This is a genomic window from Nitrosomonas sp. Nm34 (assembly GCF_900113925.1).
In the GTDB taxonomy this organism is placed as follows: Bacteria; Pseudomonadota; Gammaproteobacteria; order Burkholderiales; family Nitrosomonadaceae; genus Nitrosomonas.
In genome coordinates, this window is record NZ_FORD01000002.1 from 69,249 (window position 1) to 87,017 (window position 17,769).

Genomic DNA, 17,769 nt, shown 5'->3' on the forward strand with positions numbered 1-17,769 from the left:
ATGATTAAATTACTTGGATAGGTCATACCATTTTTAAATTAAATCTGATTTTATCGATTTCTTTTACCGTATTATTGATGCTGTCTGCGGTTCGCCTGCACGTCATGTTTAATTTGGAAATGGAATAAGAAATAGATTATTTATATATTATTGAGGGAGTGAGTGTTTTGTGCCGGTCCGGGTAAAGATTTGTGGTATAACACGTGTTGAAGATGCACTCGTAGCGGTACAGCACGGCGCAGATGCGATTGGATTCGTTTTCTGGCGCCAGAGTACACGCTTTATTTCGTCTGCCCACGCACGTGAGATTGTAGTGCGTTTGCCGCCTTTCGTGAATGTAGTCGGTGTGTATGTTGATCCGTCTCCAGAATGGGTAGAGGAAACTTCTATCGCAGCTGGACTGAATTTGCTCCAGTTCCATGGGGAAGAGACGCCTGAGTTCTGTAATCAATTTAAATTGCCTTATATTAAAGCTTTGCGTGTCAGGAGAGAGATGAATTTGTTACAATACGCAGAGCTTTACCAGAATGCCAAAGGATTATTATTAGATGCTTATACGGCAGGAATGCCAGGTGGAACTGGTCAAGTGTTTGACTGGAGTTTGATTCCAACAGATTTTCCTCTGCCACTCGTGCTTTCAGGCGGCCTTAATTCTGATAATGTGGTGAATGCGATTAGGCAAGTTCGACCATGGGCCGTCGATGTATCCAGTGGGGTAGAAGCCGCAAAAGGCATTAAGGATGTGAATAAAATTTCTGCTTTTATGCAAGGAGTCAAGAATTGTGAAGATTTATGATCTTCCTGATAAACACGGACATTTTGGTCCGTATGGTGGTATATTTGTAGCAGAAACACTTATTGCGGCACTGGATGAATTGCTTGTTCAGTATCAGCATTTTCGCGATGAGGCCGATTTCCAGACAGAATTCACTCATGAACTTAAGCATTACGTCGGACGACCTAGCCCGATTTATCATGCCAAGCGTTGGTCAGCTCATCTTGGTGGCGCCCAGATCCTGCTTAAGCGGGAAGATCTGAATCATACCGGTGCCCATAAGATAAACAATACCGTCGGACAAGCATTGCTAGCAAAACGCATGGGCAAAACTCGAGTGATTGCTGAAACAGGTGCGGGTCAACACGGGGTGGCAAGTGCGACAGTGGCGGCACGTTATGGCATGGAATGCATCGTTTACATGGGCTCGGAGGATGTGAAACGTCAGGCAACGAATGTTTATCGAATGAAGTTGCTGGGTGCGACAGTCATTCCGGTTGAGTCTGGTTCCCGTACGCTTAAAGACGCGTTAAATGAAGCGATGCGAGATTGGGTGACCAATGTTGAAAATACTTATTACATCATAGGTACGGTTGCTGGTCCCCATCCCTATCCAATGATGGTGCGAGATTTTCAAGCTGTCATTGGGCGAGAAGCCAGAGTGCAAATGGAAGAGGAATATGGGCGCCAACCCGATGCATTAATTGCCTGTGTAGGAGGCGGATCCAATGCTATTGGCTTGTTTTATCCTTATATAGAGGATAACAATGTGCGCATGATAGGTATAGAAGCTGCAGGTAAGGGAATTAATACCCACCAGCACGCTGCCACCTTGGTAACCGGTAGGCCAGGTGTCTTGCATGGCAATCGTACTTACTTGATCCAGGATGACAATGGTCAGATCATTGAAACTCACTCTATTTCTGCTGGATTGGATTATCCTGGTGTAGGTCCTGAACATTCATGGCTCAAAGACTGTGGTCGAGCTGAATATGTAGCCGTAACGGATGATGAGGCGCTATCAGCATTTCATGCTTTATGCCGATTTGAAGGAATTATCCCGGCGCTTGAATCAAGCCATGCCTTAGCTTATGCGGCTAAACTTGCGCCTACCCTTGGAAAAGATCAATTGCTATTGGTTAATCTATCAGGACGGGGTGATAAAGATATGGTTACTGTTGCGCAACAGTCCGGGATAGTATTTTGAATAAAATCTTCCTTAGCTTAGTGAAGAGAGCCGAGATGCGCAATAATCATTATGCCTGAATCCAAAAGCAATGTTCGCTTTGCATTGACTGACTTATATTTATTTAAAGATGAACCGTATCACATCAACTTTTTCTATCCTCAAAGCGCAAAATAAAAAAGCACTGATTCCATTTATTACTGCGGGTGATCCAGAACCGGAAATGACGGTTATGTTGATGCATGCGCTGGTGCAAGCAGGGGCTGATATTATTGAGTTAGGGGTACCCTTTTCTGATCCGATGGCAGATGGTCCGACCATTCAGCGTTCCTCTGAAAGGGCGCTGCACTATCACATTGGTTTAGCAGATGTATTGACCATGGTAGCCGAATTTAGAAAAACGGATTCAGTTACGCCCGTAGTATTAATGGGTTATGCTAATCCAGTCGAGGCGATGGGACATGGCAATTTTGCGATAACAGCCAAGGAAGCTGGCGTAGATGGTGTCTTAATTGTTGATTATCCGCCTGAAGAATGTGAAGAATGGGTGCAACAACTCCAAGATCAAAAGATCGATCCGATTTTTTTATTGTCACCGACGACACCTAAAAGACGGATGGAGAAAGTAGCAAAATTGGCAAAAGGCTATGTTTATTATGTGTCACTAAAAGGCGTCACAGGAGCATCGCATCTTAATTTAGTCGATGTAGGTAATAAACTGGCAGAGGTGCGCTCACTCATCTCTATTCCGATTGGAGTTGGATTTGGGATACGGGATAGCGCGGCAGCAAGGGCAGTTTCTGAGCTAGCCGATGCAGTGGTGGTAGGGAGTCGTATTATCGAAGAAATTGAAAATTCCACTCGTTCTGCTTTGTTGGATAATGTCAATAATTTAGTAAAATCCTTACGTGCAGCGCTTGACGAAGTCAACAGCGCAAATTCATCTCAAATTGTGAATGCTGACAAGCTATGAGCTGGTTCCAACGTATTATCCCGCCCAAAATCAAGCGTAAAGAAAATGGTGAAAAGAAAGCGGTACCGGGAGGATTATGGAGTAAGTGCGCTTCTTGTGAGGCAGTATTGTATTACACCGATCTGGTTAAAAATTTAGATGTTTGCCCTAAGTGCAGTTATCACAATCGTATTTCTGCTAGAAAACGAATTGATATGCTGCTGGACCCAGAGGAACGTAGTGAAATTGGAGCAGAAATAGCGCCACAGGATCCCCTCAAATTTAAAGATAGCAAACGTTATATTGATCGATTGACTCAAGCTAATGAGAATACAAATGAAGATGATGCGCTTGTAGTCATGCGAGGAAGCATCAGAGCTGTGCCAGTGGTTGTGGCCGCTTTCGAGTTTGGTTTTATGGGAGGCTCCATGGGTTCGGTCGTTGGTGAACGCTTTGTCCGTGGTGTACAAGTTTGTATCGAGCAACATTTACCTTTTGTATGTTTTGCAGCGAGTGGGGGGGCACGCATGCAGGAAGGATTGTTTTCGCTGATGCAGATGGCAAAGACATCAGCAGCGCTTACACAACTCAATAAAGAGAGATTGCCTTTTATTTCAGTTTTGACTGACCCAACTATGGGCGGTGTTTCAGCAAGTTTTGCTTTTATTGGGGATATTGTTATTGCTGAACCGGGGGCATTGATTGGTTTTGCAGGGCCACGCGTGATTGAGCAAACAGTGCGCCAGACGCTTCCTGATGGTTTCCAGCGAGCCGAGTTTTTACTGGAGCATGGCGCAATAGACCTTATTGTCGATCGTAGAGAGATGCGCGATAAACTGGTCAATTTGTGCACGTTATTAATGCGCATACCAGCTTCTATCTCGCAGTTAGCTGTAACTGCTTCTCATGATTAGAGCGAAATTTGATAAGCCATTATATTAATATCTGATCTAATTAATTGATAGCTTCGTCTTGCTGCTATGCAACTATTTTTGGTTTGTTGAGATATCTCGATGGCGGAAAAAACCGCAAAGCCTACCTCGTTAATTGATTGGCTGCTGTATCTTGAACATCTCCACCCCAAAGCTATCGATATGGGGCTGGATCGAGTGAAACAAGTAAAAGATACTGCAGGCCTTATTCCGACATTTCCGCTCATAGCGGTCGGAGGTACGAATGGGAAAGGTTCAACCTGTACCATGCTCGAATCAATTCTGAGCTGTGCTGGATATCGCGTAGGATGTTATACCTCTCCACATTTGCTGAAATATAACGAGCGCATTCGTATTAAGCAAAGAGCAGTTTCAGATGAGGAGCTTTGTTCCGCTTTTGAGGCCATAGAAGCCGCCAGATCTCGCTGTAACATTTCTCTGACTTATTTTGAGTTTGGGACACTGGCAGCAATGTATCTGTTTGTTCAATTAAAAGTGGATGTCGCGATTCTGGAGGTAGGATTAGGCGGGCGTTTGGATGCTGTCAACGTGTTCGATGCGGACTGTGCCATATTGACTAATATTGATTTAGATCATATGGATTATCTCGGCAGCACACGGGAAGAAATCGGAATTGAAAAGGCGGGGATCTTTAGAAAGGATAAAATTGCTATCTGTGGTGAGACACATCTTCCAGAAGGCGTACGTAAACAGATAACTACCATTGGTGCAAAATTGAGTTGCATGGGTGAGGATTTTGATTATAAGGCCGATACGATTCAATGGAATTTCAAGGGGCCAAGAGGTAGCTATTCTTCCTTACCTTACCCAGCTTTACGTGGAAGTTATCAGCTAAAAAATGCCAGTGTCTGTTTGACTGCATTGGATATGCTCAGAGACAAACTGCCAGTTTCTGCAAACGACATTCGACGAGGGCTGTTAGAAATAACTTTGCCAGGTAGATTTCAGGTTTTACCAGGAAAACCGATGACAATTCTAGATGTGGCGCATAATCCTGCAGCCGCACGAGTACTTGCTGATAATCTTGGCGCTTTAGGTTTTCATCAGTATACTTATGGCGTTATTGGCATGTTAAAAGACAAGGATATCGCTTCCGTTGTGCTGGCTTTGAAAATGTGCGTAAACACTTGGCTGGTAGCAAATACACATACTTGCCGTGGTGCCTCTGCTGATGAAATCATTCAAGCGCTAAAAAAAGTAGGAATAACAGATAAAGATAAGATTCATGTTTTTCCAAATGCGTCAGCAGCTTATGTTTTTGCTCGTGAGCATGCGGCCGAGAATGATAGAATATGTGTCTTTGGCTCGTTTTATACAGTGAGTGCTGTATTAGGGGCATTACAGAAGAGCTAAGTTATAAATGATCAAAAGGTAACTTCAGATGGTCAAGAATGTTAGTGAAGAAGAAGCATTGCTAAGAAAACGTGCGCGCAGACGTTTAGTAGGGGCGGTCACATTGGTGATTCTATCTGTGGTATTTTTACCTATGATTCTTGACAGTGAGCCGAAACAAGAGCAGCAAGAAGTTGATATTCTAATTCCGTCAGAAGATGTGGTAAGTGAATCCTTTCCGTGGATGACGCCTGGGGAATCCATCGATCAGGATAGCAACGCAAGTATGGGATCGGGAGAACTCTTGCCATTCAGCGTACCAGAATTACCACAATCAGATAATGAATCGGCAGAAGGATATGGTGCTTCACGTATTCCGATACCTTCTTCCAAACCTCGATTAAATAAACCTGCAACTCAAACTAATAAACCCTTAATTCAAGCTGCAAGACCAGAATCTCCCAAGGTTCAAGCTGCAAAACCAGAACCTGTACAAACAGCAAAAACAGAGTCTCCTAAGGTGGAGGGGAAATTTGTAATACAGCTGGGCGCATTTGCTGATCCAGCCAAGGCGAAGCAGCAACAACAGAATCTTGCGGCTAGCGGCGTTGACGCTTATATTGAAACAATAAAAGTAGGTGGAAATGAAATGGTTCGTGTACGTGTCGGCCCTTTCCCAACACGAAAAGCAGCCGAAGAGGGATATGAAAAATTAAAGAAAATGGGGTTGAGTGGCGTGGTAACCAGTAGATAATTTGGACTGATTCATCTTATCTTAAAGTGATAGTAAATGACTATTTTTGATTATATAGTTTTAGGTATAGTTTTCATTTCTGTCCTTATTAGTATTACTCGTGGTGTGGTACGTGAAGTAGTGTCATTACTTGGTTGGATCATAGCTTTTTTCATAGCAAGCCATTATGCGGCAAATTTTGAACCACTCTTACCTCAGACCATTGAAGATGGCTCTCTGCGTATGTTGATTGTATTTGTGATGACCTTTTTTGCAGCTCTAATAGTAGTAATGGTGATTTCACTGCTGTTATCCAAATTGGTCAGTAGTGTTGGCCTAGGTCTGATCGATAGAATTCTGGGTGCGGTATTTGGTTTTGCGCGCGGAGTGTTAATTGTCTTATTTATAATAATAGCGGCAGGTTTTACCGCTTTGCCGCAACAATCTTTCTGGCAACAAGCTTTACTGAGAGAGCCACTGGAAAAGATAGCGACACAAGCAATTCAGTGGTTGCCACAAAATCTCAAAGAGTATATAAGTTTTAATAAATGATCGATACGGATTGCGGGGATGAAATAGATAAACCTATTGCTCAGATAAATACATCCATTGGGAGCCTTTCAGATTCATTATGAAGAGCTTATTTTCTTTTTTTTGTAGTTCAACAAGCTTATTCCGAGGTTAATTATGTGTGGAATTCTCGGTATAGTTACTCAATCGCCAGTCAACCAGATACTTTATGATGGTTTGTTAATGTTACAGCACCGTGGGCAGGATGCGGCTGGTATTGTGACAGCGCAGGAAAACACTTTCCATATGCATAAAGGGTTGGGTATGGTAAGAGATGTTTTCCGCACGCGTAACATGCGTGCTCTACCAGGTAATATGGGGATTGCTCATGTGCGCTATCCAACCGCTGGCTCTGCAGAATCGGCAGCTGAGGCACAGCCGTTCTATGTCAATTCACCCTTCGGGATTGTGTTGGGGCATAATGGTAATTTGACTAATGCAGCAGAGCTTGATAAGCAATTATTTCAATCTGATCGACGCCATGTCAATACGCATTCTGATTCAGAAGTGTTACTGAACGTGTTAGCGCATGAATTACAGGAATGTGCTTCAAGTTATCAGTTAGATCCTGCTACCATTTTTGCTGCAGTTGCTGGTGTCCATCGCCGTTGTCAAGGTGCCTACGCAGTAATCGCAATGATTGCTGGCTCTGGCTTACTGGCTTTCCGTGACCCCTATGGCATTCGCCCTTTAGTTTTTGGTAAAACAGAAACAGATCATGGAATAGAGTATATGGTCGCATCCGAAAGTGTGGCCCTGGATACGCTAGGCTTCAAACTGATTCGTGATGTGGCACCAGGAGAAGCCATTTTTATTGATGATAAAAGCAATTTCTATAGTAAACAGTGCGCAGTCAACCCTGATCTTAATCCATGTATATTTGAGTATGTTTATCTGGCACGCCCGGATTCCATTATGGATGGTATTTCCGTATACGAAAGTCGGCTCAATATGGGGAGCAGTCTTGGGGATAAAATAAAAAAAACGATGCGGCACCTTGATATCGATGTCGTGATTCCCATCCCGGACTCAAGCCGCCCAAGTGCCCTGCAACTCGCTAATTGTCTTGGTATCGATTTTCGTGAAGGCTTTGTTAAAAATCGTTATATCGGTAGAACTTTTATTATGCCGGGTCAGCAACATCGGCGTAGGTCAGTCCGCCAGAAGCTCAATGCAATCAGTATTGAGTTTCGTGGAAAGAATGTATTGTTGGTAGATGATTCCATCGTCAGAGGAACGACCAGTCGAGAGATCGTACAAATGGCGCAAGAAGCAGGGGCGCATAAGGTCTATTTTGCATCAGCAGCACCTCCCGTTCGTTTCCCGAATGTTTATGGGATTGATATGCCGACCAGGCAAGAATTAATTGCAACCGGCCGCGATAATGATGAGATTTGCCGCGAGATCGGGGCGGATGGTCTTGTCTACCAGGATCTTGAGTCTCTCAAAAAGGCGATATCATCGGTAGATTCGCTCGTGAAGAACTTTGAGAGTTCTTGCTTTGATGGGGATTATATAACTAAGGATGTTACCCCAGAATATTTAGCCAGAATTGAATCGCAGCGTAATGCTGGTTTAAAAGTATCTCGATCTAATAGATATAGTACTCAGCTTGATCTGGGACTGATATTGACGGATTAATAGAAAGAAACTGACTGAGCATGATCATTAATTATTGCTTCCGGATAACAAGCAAACAGATTAAATTTGGAGAAAAATTAGGATGTTGGATGATTTAGAGCCAGAAACGTTAGCACTCCATACAGGTATTCATCGCAGCCAATTCAATGAGCATTCTGAGGCAATGTATCTTACTTCCAGCTTTGTTTTTGAAAGTGCTGCTCAGGCAGCTGCACGTTTCTCAGGCGAAGAATCAGGAAATATTTACTCGCGTTTTACCAATCCTACCGTCACGGCCATGCAAGAGCGACTTGCTGCATTGGAAGGAGCTGAAGCATGCGTGGCGACATCTTCCGGCATGTCAGCCATACTTGCCTGTGTGATGGGGTTACTGTCAGCTGGAGATCATATTATTGCCTCGCGTAGTTTATTCGGCGCAACGGTTAGCCTGTTTTCCAATATCCTCAATCGCTTCAACATTCAAACGACTTTTGTGTCTGCTACCGATATTGATGAATGGCGCTCGGCAGTCAAGGTGAATACAAAGCTGTTATTCCTGGAAACGCCTTCTAATCCATTGACTGAGATCTCCGATATCTCGGCATTGTCAGCAGTTGCCAAGCAAGCGAATGCATGGCTGGTGGTAGATAATTGTTTTTGTACGCCTATATTACAGAAACCTTTGGAGTTGGGTGCTGATCTAGTGATCCATTCTGCCACGAAGTATCTGGATGGCCAAGGCAGAGTACTCGGTGGAGCGGTGTTGGGTAAACGCGATTTGCTGATGGATGGCGGTATTTTTAGTTTTCTACGTACAGCCGGGCCCACATTGAGTGCATTTAATGCATGGGTTATTCTGAAAGGGCTGGAGACGCTCAAAATCAGAATGGATACACATTGTGCGCATGCCATGGAAATTGCGCGCTGGTTAGAAAAGCAAAAGAACGTAACGCGTGTTTTTTATCCGGGACTGTCATCTCATCCACAGTATGAACTGGCCAGGCGTCAGCAAACAGCTGGAGGGGGAGGCATTGTCACCTTTGAGGTGGAAGGTGGAAAAGAAGCTGCGTGGCGCGTCATAGATAATACAAGATTAATTTCGATCACGGCTAATCTGGGTGATACCAAGAGCACACTGACCCATCCTGCTACAACTACCCATGGCCGAATCAGCCAAGAAGCGCGTGATGCAGCAGGAATTACGGGTGGGTTATTGCGTATGGCTGTAGGTCTCGAATCCCCGCAAGATATTAAAGCAGATTTGGCGCGGGGGTTATTATCTTGATCCAAAGTTAGCAGATTTCAGCTTTTGTGATGATGACGTCTTCCAGTGGTACATTCTGGTGCCCTGCATTGTTCCCTGTTTTTAATTTCTTGATTTTATCAACGACATCCTTCCCTTCGACTACTTTACCAAAGACACAATAGCCAAAACCCTGAGTGGTAGGGGCAGTATAATTAAGGAAATTATTATCGTTAACGTTAATAAAAAACTGAGAGGTGGCTGAATCCACATCGGATGTCCTTGCCATGGCTATAGTATAGGCATCATTTTTAAGACCATTGGCAGCTTCATTCTTGATAGGAGCCAAGGTCTTTTTTTGTTTCATGCCCGGCTCGTAGCCACCACCCTGGATCATAAACCCATCTATGACGCGATGAAATAATGTATTGTCATAGTGTCCATTATTAACGTAATTCAGGAAATTTTGCGTGGTAATGGGAGCTTTGTCGCTGTCAAGCTCTATTCCAATGACTCCATAATTAGTATGTAGCTTTATCATGTTTATTCCTAAGTGAGTTAATGATCAGGAGAATCTGCGAGAAGTTTGATAGATTCGATAACAATAGTATTTTTCGGCACATCGCTCGCAAACATTCCCTTTGGTCCTGTCGGGGTCGTGGCTATTTTATTGACGACTTCCATACCTTCAGTCACTTTGCCAAATACTGTGTAACCATATCCTTGTATGGTTGGGGCAGTATGATTGAGAAATGAATTATTCGCAACATTGATAAAGAATTGGGCAGTTGCTGAGTGCGGTTGGTTGGTTCTTGCCATAGCTATGGTGCCGATTTCATTTTTTAATCCGTTAGCAGCCTCGTTCTCAATAGGTTGTTTTGTTGGCTTCTGGGTGAGCGATTGATCGAATCCTCCTCCCTGGATCATAAAGTTTGGGATAACACGATGAAATATCGTGCCATTATAAAAACCTTCATTGACGTAATTTAAAAAATTCTTGACTGTTTTAGGCGCTTTCTCAGGATAGAGTTCCACGATGATGGGGCCTAGATTGGTATTTATTCTGATTTTTGGCGGAGCAGCAGAAAGTGTTGTACTGATCATCAGTAACATGACAATGAGAAATCGGGTCATGGTGTCATTCCTATTCAATGAGTGGAGTGCATACGCCGGTTCAAAAAGTAATCCTTTCCTTGTGTTACAATTCCCCGGTTTTGCTATGAGGTAAGATGGAGCTTTATCTTTTATATTAAGGATAAAATTCTATAATTAACGGATTTTACCAAGAAGATCGCTCCCCCCACAATCATTCATTCGCTTATTCATTCATTGCGATGCTTAAAATTTATAACACCCTAACTCGTAAAAAAGAGAAATTTGTCCCGATTAAACCTGGTGAAGTCAGAATGTATGTGTGCGGGATGACAGTATATGATTACTGTCATTTGGGTCATGCTCGTGTTCTGGTGGTTTTTGATACGGTTGTGCGCTGGCTAGAAGTAACGGGTTTCAAGGTAACCTATGTGCGTAATATCACTGATATTGACGATAAAATCATAAAACGTGCGCAGGAAAATGATGAAACTATCCATACTTTGACCCAACGTTTTATCGATGCCATGTATGAAGATGCCGCACGGTTGGGCGTTGCTCAGCCTACGCACGAACCTCGTGCTACTCAATGTATCGAGGACATGATTGGCATGATACTCACCCTCATTCAGAAGGGACTTGCGTATGTTGCAGCGAATGGCGACGTGTTTTATTCAGTTCATCAATTTCCGCATTATGGAAAACTTTCTGGCAAATCACTCGAAGATCTACGTGCGGGTGAACGTGTAGACATCGATTTCAATAAAAAAGATCCATTGGATTTTGTGCTATGGAAAGCGGCTAAAGCCGGTGAACCTTGCTGGGACTCTCCCTGGGGGAAAGGACGGCCGGGCTGGCATATTGAATGTTCAGCGATGAGTGAGCATTACCTGGGTGAACACTTTGATATTCATGGCGGTGGCCAGGATCTACAATTTCCGCATCATGAGAATGAAATAGCGCAAAGCGAAGGTGCGCACGATCATGCTTATGTTAACTATTGGATGCATAATGGCTTTGTACGTGTTGATAATGAAAAGATGTCCAAATCATTGGGTAACTTTTTTACAGTACGGGAAGTGCTCGCGCGCTATCAACCGGAAGTTGTACGTTTCTTCATTTTACGTGCGCATTATCGAAGCCCCCTTAATTATTCAGATGAGCATCTCAATGATGCCAGGAATGCGCTTGATCGGCTTTATATCGCTTTGAAAGAGTATAACTTGCCATCCACCGAAATAAACTGGGATGAGCCATATGCTGAACGATTCAAGGCGGCGATGAACGACGACTTCAATACAGCCGAAGCTATCGCGATTCTGTTTGATCTTGCCGGGGAGATCAATCGAACGAGTAATGCTCAGCTCGCAGCCTTGCTTAAAGCATTAGGTGGCACCTTAGGTTTGTTGCAACAGAATCCGCAAGCTTATCTCCAAAACTTACATTCAGCAGAAAAAAATTTGTTTTCTCAGCAAGCGATTGAACAAATGATTCAGCAGCGTTTAGAAGCGCGCAAGAACCGAGATTTTGTTCAAGCTGACAATATCCGTAAACAACTGGCAGCCGCAGGCATTATTCTGGAAGATAGTGTGCAGGGGACAACCTGGCGTCGTCAGTAATATCTTTTACGTGAAAATATGAAATGTTATTTTTTTCAGTGGGTACGGAGATTAAATGATCAATAAATGCTATACGCATGAGAATATCTGAAGCGAGCATGAGGGTCATATATCCACTGATTCAAAAGATGACGGGCTGAATCAATAATTTCCGATGCGGTCATTCCTATTGGACCAGCCAGGGTTTCAAGCAGGGCATCCGCTGCTGCACCATGCAGATAAACAGCCAGTAGTAATGCGTTCTTTGAAGTTAACCCCTGAGCGAGTAGCGCGCCGGTCATGCCGGAAAGCACATCACCTGTTCCCGCGCTGCTTAAACCAGGGTTGCCACTGGCATTAAAATAACAATGACCGTTTGGAAATGCACAGATGCTTCCTGCTCCTTTCAGCACAACTGAACAATGGAAATTCCTGGCTAGATCCTCTGCTGCTTGCATACGATGGTTCTGAACAGTGGCGATATCGATACCGAGCAGCCGTGCTGCTTCAGCAGCATGCGGCGTGAGAAGGGATGGCGCATGGCGGGTACGTAATGCGCTCGCGAGCTCAGAATGGTGTGCAATCAGATTGAGGGCGTCTGCGTCCAAAACCAGGGGTAAGGAAGTCTGCAAAGTTTTTTCCAGGCAAAGACAGGCCGAGATTTCCTTTCCGAGTCCAGGACCCACGATCAGACAAGTGAGATGATCAAGCTCGAATAGCTCGTCCACTGGACGCAGCATGAGCTCTGGCTGTGCTGGGTCGACAGTTGGCGGTTGATTGGCAAGCAGGCCAAGGTAGACTCGCCCGGCTCCTAATTTAAGTGCGGCTGAGCCTGCTAATAGCGCCGCCCCGACCATGCCTGATGCTCCTCCTATGATCCCCACGCTGCCAAAGATGCCTTTATGACTGTTAGCTGGGCGGGGGGCAGGCAATAAAGTTTTTATCAGGGTTTGATCCAGTAGCCATGATTGCGGGCTTTTCATAGAGGCTGCGTCGAGATCCAGATCGCATAAAATGATTTCTCCGGCATATTCGCAGCCATCATACGTCAGAAGGCCTGGCTTCAGGCCAATGAAAGTAGCCGTAATCGTTGCTTTGATGGCGGTACTCGGTGCGATTCCGTTATCGGCGCTGAGGCCACTGGGAATATCGAGCGCAAGTACGGGTAAATTCATATGGTTAACGGCTGTGATCAGGCGCTGATATTTTTCATCTAATGGATATTTGGCAGGGTTCAGGCCAATGCCGAATAATCCGTCGATGATGACATGCCATGAACCGGAAGAAGGGATATCGTTATGTAATTCTCCTCCTGCGTTCAGCCAGTTTTGTAAAGCCTGTTTGGCATCTTGCGATAATTTAGAGGGGTCACCAGTAAAAATGGTAGTGACCTGAAAACCCCATGCGCGCAAGTAGCGTGCCGTCACAAAGGCATCTCCTCCATTATTGCCCGGTCCAGCTAGCACCAGAAGGTTGCCTTTATCGTTACTGAGCAGTTTATTTTTGGTGATATGAGCAGCCGCTAATCCAGCTTTTTCCATGAGATTCGGAGGATTAGGTCGAGCGGCAGCAAGCTGTTCGATTTCACGAATGTCAGCAGTGGAATAGAGAGGAATCGGGTTATTCATCTGATTGGGTGTCTTCTCGTGTAATATAATGATTCTTAATTTAACTCATTATAATTTTGATTGATGTTGCAATTTCAAGGCCATAAGGCGCTATCTCACTTTCGATTACAAAAATTATCTGATCTGATCAAATCCATCGTACCTGAAATTTCGGTTATTGACGCTGAGTACTGGTATTTTTGTAAAATAAAACGCGATTTGAAGCAAAATGAACTCAATATTCTGCAGAAGTTACTTGGCATTGATCCAGCGCGACAACCGCCTGTACCGCAAGGTGAGTTTTTGTTAGTTGTACCGCGCCCCGGTACCATTTCACCCTGGTCATCCAAGGCGACGGACATTGTTCATCATTGTGGAATCGATGTGATTGAAAGAGTAGAGCGGGGGATTGCATTTTATGTCCAGCATGAAACGGCGTTTTCTAAAGAGAGCAGGCGTGCAATCGAAGCAATTCTATATGATCGCATGACTGAAGCGGTTTTTCATTCTTTATCTGAAGCAGCGGCTTTGTTTCATCATGTCGAACCGGCACCGCTTAAAGAAATCAATATCTTAAAAGAAGACAAGACGGCTCTGGTTAAGGCTAATCAAGCAATGGGGTTAGCCTTATCTCCTGATGAGATTGATTATCTCCTGGATTATTTTCTTGATGTCAGGCGTAATCCTACCGATGTCGAGTTAATGATGTTTGCCCAGGCAAACTCAGAACATTGCCGGCATAAAATTTTTAATGCAGACTGGATTATTGATGGCGAACAAAAAAAACAATCACTGTTTTCAATGATACGTCATACCCATCAACAGTACCCACAAGGCACCATTGTGGCCTATGCTGATAATGCTGCTATTATCGAAGGGGCAACCATCCATCGCTTCTGTCCCGGAAAGAACCACGCTTATGGCTATGCTCTGGAGCCTACTCATCTGCTCATGAAAGTGGAAACCCATAATCATCCGACGGCAATTTCTCCTTTTCCAGGAGCCGCAACAGGGGTGGGAGGAGAAATTCGGGATGAGGGAGCAACCGGGCGGGGTGCCAAACCCAAAGCTGGATTAACCGGTTTTTCTGTTTCCAATCTGCGTATTCCTGATTTTATTCAGCCTTGGGAAACATGGCAGGGGCAAAATGGCTATGGCAAGCCTGTACGTATTGCCTCAGCCCTGGAAATCATGTTGACTGGACCTATTGGTGGTGCTGCGTTTAATAATGAATTTGGCAGACCTAATCTTGCAGGCTATTTTCGCACATTCGAAGCGCAAGTCGCCGGTGAGATACGGGGCTATCACAAGCCTATCATGCTGGCTGGCGGCATTGGACAGATTTCAGAACGACATACCGCAAAGCAGGATTTCTCAAAAGATGCCTTACTGATTCAACTGGGCGGACCGGGCATGCTGATTGGGCTGGGGGGAGGGGCTGCTTCCAGTATGGATACTGGTAGTAATACGGAAGACCTGGATTTTGATTCGGTACAACGCGGTAACCCCGAAATGCAACGCCGTGCGCAGGAGGTAATTGATCGGTGCTGGCAGCTGGAGCGCAGTGGGCAACCTAATCCTATTCTCTCGATTCATGATGTCGGCGCAGGCGGTCTATCCAATGCTTTGCCCGAACTTGTTCATGGAGCTGGCTGCGGAGGGCATTTTAACTTACGTGCGATTCCCTTGGAAGAATCCGGCATGTCCCCGATGCAGATTTGGTGTAACGAAGCGCAGGAGCGCTATGTGCTCGCTATCAGGCGTGAATCACTGGCTTTGTTCCAGGCAATTTGTGAACGAGAGCGGTGCCCTTATGCGGTAGTAGGCGAAGCAATTATTCAGCAGCAACTCATTGTCACTGATGAGAAATCTAGCACTCTGCCGATAAATATGCCGCTGTCGGTATTATTAGGGAAACCACCTAAAATGACGCGTGTCGTCTCGCATATTAGTAGCGTGTTGCCTCCATTTAATCTGGCTGGGATAGATCTGCAAGAAGCTGCTTATCGGGTACTAAGATTGCCTGCTGTCGCAGATAAAACGTTTTTGATCACTATCGGTGACCGGAGTGTGGGGGGAATGACCGCGCGTGATCAGATGGTGGGACCTTGGCAAATACCGGTAGCAGATGTCGCGGTAACGACCATGGGTTATCAGACTTATCTTGGCGAGGCATTTACACTTGGTGAGCGCGCACCTCTGGCATTGATTGATCCAGCGGCCTCTGCGCGGATGGCAGTAGCAGAAGCCATCACTAATATGGCTGCTGCTGCGATAAACGATCTGAGCGAGATCAAACTCTCTGCTAACTGGATGGCAGCTGCCGGGCACGCAGGTGAGGATGCTGCACTCTATGACGCTGTTCATGCTGTGGCGATGGAGTTATGTCCTCAGCTGGGGATTAGTATTCCGGTTGGCAAAGATTCGATGTCCATGAAAACCGCCTGGCAGGAATCAAATGGAAATAAAGGCAGTCAACAAAAAGAGGTGATTGCGCCTCTCTCATTGATTATTTCTGCTTTTGCAAGAGTGCGTGATGTGCGCAAAACGCTTACCCCGCAATTACGTACTGATTGTGGTGAAACCGAGCTTATTCTAATTGATCTGGGAAGCAGGAGAAACCGCTTGGGTGGTTCGGCATTGGCGCAAGTTTATGGGCAATTGGGCAATATTGTCCCAGATATATCGACTACCGCGGAAATAGAAAAACTTAAACGTTTGTTTTCGATCATACAGAAACTGAATTGTGCCGATCAAATTCTAGCTTATCATGACCGTTCAGATGGTGGATTGTTTGTAACTTTGTGCGAGATGGCTTTTGCTGGTCATGTGGGCATGACGATCAACCTGGACCCGTTGTGCTTTGATTCATTGGCTAAAGATACCGGTTATGAAATTAAGTCGGAGATGCTGCCTAGCCGATCTTTAGAACGCGCGATGGCGGCTTTATTTAATGAAGAATTGGGGGCAGTGATTCAGATAAAGAAACAACATGTTGAAACAGTGCTACAAATCCTGTCAGAAGCTGGCTTACATGATAAGAGCTTTTTGCTGGGCAACCCGAATGAACAGGATGAGATCCGTTTCTTGCTTAACAATAAAATCATTTTTCAAGACAAACGGGTTAATTTGCAGCGTGCCTGGTCAGAAACGACTTACCAGATGCAGAAACTGCGTGACAATCCCGTATGCGCACAACAAGAATTTGATCGTATCCTTGATACTTCTGACCCTGGTTTGAGCGCGGAACTGACTTTTAATATCGAAGAGGATATTGCAGCACCTTTTATCCAGGCCGGTATCCGACCCAAGATGGCCGTTCTGCGTGAGCAAGGGGTAAATGGTCATGTTGAAATGGCGGCCGCCTTTGATCGTGCCGGGTTTGAGGCTGTTGATGTGCATATGAGCGATATCATTACAGGGCGCGTTTCATTGAGCGACTATAAAGGATTTGCCGCCTGTGGCGGATTTTCTTATGGTGATGTGCTTGGGGCTGGTGAGGGGTGGGCGAAATCTATCTTGTTTAATGCACGTGTGCGCAATGAATTTGAATCTTTTTTTGAGCGCAGTGATACTTTTGCACTGGGGGTATGCAATGGCTGCCAGATGATGAGCAATCTGCATGAAATTATTCCAGGTACTGATCATTGGCCGCATTTCGAACGTAATCTATCTGAGCAATTTGAAGCACGCTTTGTTATGGTTGAGATCCCAAAGAATCCCTCCCTTTTCTTTGATGGCATGGTAGGGAGTTGTTTACCGATCCAGGTAGCACATGGAGAAGGCTATGCAGCCTTCAGCAATAATCAGCAATTGGAATCAGCATTGTCCTATGTCCCATTACGCTTTGTTGATCACTACGGTACGGCAACTGAGCGGTATCCATTTAATCCTAATGGTTCCCCGCAAGGAATAGCCGGGATGACTTCGACCGATGGTCGATTTACCATTCTGATGCCGCATCCTGAACGGGTTTTTCGTACCGTTCAGCATTCCTGGCATGTCGATACCTGGGCAGAAGATTCTCCTTGGATGAGGATGTTCAGAAATGCGCGTAAATGGGTAGGGTGAGTGTGTGTAACCCATCATGCGCGGTCTTTCATCTTCC

At 44.9% G+C, this 17,769-nt stretch carries 14 protein-coding genes; 11 read left to right on the forward strand and 3 right to left on the reverse strand.

The features are described 5' to 3' along the window. The first annotated feature begins 169 nt into the window (after positions 1-169). The 9 genes from BM283_RS01390 to BM283_RS01430 all read left to right on the forward strand — a co-directional run bounded on the left by BM283_RS01390 (position 170) and on the right by BM283_RS01430 (position 9,406). Positions 170-796 (forward strand): phosphoribosylanthranilate isomerase, encoded by a 627-nt coding sequence (locus BM283_RS01390; RefSeq protein ID WP_090688203.1) that lies wholly within the window; start codon positions 170-172, stop codon positions 794-796. Then, positions 783-1,982 (forward strand): tryptophan synthase subunit beta, encoded by a 1,200-nt coding sequence (gene trpB, locus BM283_RS01395; RefSeq protein ID WP_217646402.1) that lies wholly within the window; start codon positions 783-785, stop codon positions 1,980-1,982. Before BM283_RS01390 ends, trpB begins: the two co-directional genes overlap by 14 nt. Before the next feature lie 109 nt (positions 1,983-2,091). Beyond that, complete coding sequence (gene trpA / locus BM283_RS01400; protein WP_090688206.1) at positions 2,092-2,934, forward strand: tryptophan synthase subunit alpha; 843 nt, start codon at positions 2,092-2,094, stop codon at positions 2,932-2,934. After that, entirely contained in the window at positions 2,931-3,827 is an 897-nt protein-coding gene (gene accD / locus BM283_RS01405; RefSeq protein WP_090688209.1) for an acetyl-CoA carboxylase, carboxyltransferase subunit beta, read from the forward strand. The genes trpA and accD overlap by 4 nt, the downstream gene beginning before the upstream one ends. A 99-nt stretch (positions 3,828-3,926) precedes the next feature. Next, positions 3,927-5,219, forward strand: a complete 1,293-nt coding sequence (folC, locus tag BM283_RS01410; protein WP_090688212.1) for a bifunctional tetrahydrofolate synthase/dihydrofolate synthase — start codon at positions 3,927-3,929, stop codon at positions 5,217-5,219. A gap of 28 nt (positions 5,220-5,247) precedes the next feature. Continuing rightward, positions 5,248-5,952, forward strand: a complete 705-nt coding sequence (locus BM283_RS01415; RefSeq protein ID WP_090688215.1) for an SPOR domain-containing protein — start codon at positions 5,248-5,250, stop codon at positions 5,950-5,952. A 36-nt stretch (positions 5,953-5,988) separates the two neighbouring features. Continuing rightward, positions 5,989-6,483 (forward strand): CvpA family protein, encoded by a 495-nt coding sequence (locus BM283_RS01420; protein WP_046850949.1) that lies wholly within the window; start codon positions 5,989-5,991, stop codon positions 6,481-6,483. A 135-nt stretch (positions 6,484-6,618) separates the two neighbouring features. Continuing rightward, positions 6,619-8,142, forward strand: a complete 1,524-nt coding sequence (gene purF / locus BM283_RS01425) for an amidophosphoribosyltransferase (RefSeq protein ID WP_090688217.1) — start codon at positions 6,619-6,621, stop codon at positions 8,140-8,142. 82 nt (positions 8,143-8,224) lie between these two features. Continuing rightward, the gene (locus BM283_RS01430; protein ID WP_090688221.1) at positions 8,225-9,406 is read left to right on the forward strand and encodes an O-succinylhomoserine sulfhydrylase; all 1,182 of its coding nucleotides are present in this window, start codon (positions 8,225-8,227) and stop codon (positions 9,404-9,406) included. 7 nt (positions 9,407-9,413) lie between these two features. Here the strand turns inward: BM283_RS01430 and BM283_RS01435 are convergent, their stop codons facing one another. Both BM283_RS01435 and BM283_RS01440 read right to left on the reverse strand, forming a co-directional pair. Further along, positions 9,414-9,905, reverse strand: a complete 492-nt coding sequence (locus BM283_RS01435) for a peptidylprolyl isomerase (protein WP_090688224.1) — start codon at positions 9,903-9,905, stop codon at positions 9,414-9,416. A 17-nt stretch (positions 9,906-9,922) separates the two neighbouring features. Continuing rightward, entirely contained in the window at positions 9,923-10,468 is a 546-nt protein-coding gene (locus tag BM283_RS01440) for a peptidylprolyl isomerase (RefSeq protein WP_368086395.1), read from the reverse strand. 230 nt (positions 10,469-10,698) lie between these two features. Between BM283_RS01440 and cysS the strand changes: the two genes are divergently transcribed. Continuing rightward, positions 10,699-12,075 carry a cysteine--tRNA ligase gene (gene cysS, locus BM283_RS01445; protein ID WP_090688229.1) on the forward strand — a complete coding sequence of 459 codons (1,377 nt, stop codon included), beginning with the start codon at positions 10,699-10,701 and terminating at the stop codon, positions 12,073-12,075. Positions 12,076-12,134: 59 nt separating this feature from the next. On the opposite strand, the gene BM283_RS01450 is transcribed toward cysS, so the two are convergent. Next, a complete protein-coding gene (locus BM283_RS01450) occupies positions 12,135-13,682 on the reverse strand; it encodes an NAD(P)H-hydrate dehydratase (RefSeq protein ID WP_090688232.1) in 1,548 nt (515 codons plus the stop codon). Positions 13,683-13,745: 63 nt separating this feature from the next. Between BM283_RS01450 and purL the strand changes: the two genes are divergently transcribed. Beyond that, entirely contained in the window at positions 13,746-17,732 is a 3,987-nt protein-coding gene (gene purL / locus BM283_RS01455; protein WP_090688234.1) for a phosphoribosylformylglycinamidine synthase, read from the forward strand. Positions 17,733-17,769: the final 37 nt, after the last annotated feature.

Coding starts and splice junctions, on each gene's coding strand:
- BM283_RS01420 (WP_046850949.1), top strand. CDS start 5,989: ATGACTATTTTTGATTATATAGTTTTAGGTATAGTTTTCATTTCTGTC.
- BM283_RS01440 (WP_368086395.1), bottom strand. CDS start 10,468: ATGATCAGTACAACACTTTCTGCTGCTCCGCCAAAAATCAGAATAAAT.
- BM283_RS01430 (WP_090688221.1), top strand. CDS start 8,225: ATGTTGGATGATTTAGAGCCAGAAACGTTAGCACTCCATACAGGTATT.
- cysS (WP_090688229.1), top strand. CDS start 10,699: ATGCTTAAAATTTATAACACCCTAACTCGTAAAAAAGAGAAATTTGTC.
- BM283_RS01450 (WP_090688232.1), bottom strand. CDS start 13,682: ATGAATAACCCGATTCCTCTCTATTCCACTGCTGACATTCGTGAAATC.
- trpA (WP_090688206.1), top strand. CDS start 2,092: ATGAACCGTATCACATCAACTTTTTCTATCCTCAAAGCGCAAAATAAA.
- accD (WP_090688209.1), top strand. CDS start 2,931: ATGAGCTGGTTCCAACGTATTATCCCGCCCAAAATCAAGCGTAAAGAA.
- BM283_RS01435 (WP_090688224.1), bottom strand. CDS start 9,905: ATGATAAAGCTACATACTAATTATGGAGTCATTGGAATAGAGCTTGAC.
- folC (WP_090688212.1), top strand. CDS start 3,927: ATGGCGGAAAAAACCGCAAAGCCTACCTCGTTAATTGATTGGCTGCTG.
- purL (WP_090688234.1), top strand. CDS start 13,746: ATGTTGCAATTTCAAGGCCATAAGGCGCTATCTCACTTTCGATTACAA.
- purF (WP_090688217.1), top strand. CDS start 6,619: ATGTGTGGAATTCTCGGTATAGTTACTCAATCGCCAGTCAACCAGATA.
- BM283_RS01415 (WP_090688215.1), top strand. CDS start 5,248: ATGGTCAAGAATGTTAGTGAAGAAGAAGCATTGCTAAGAAAACGTGCG.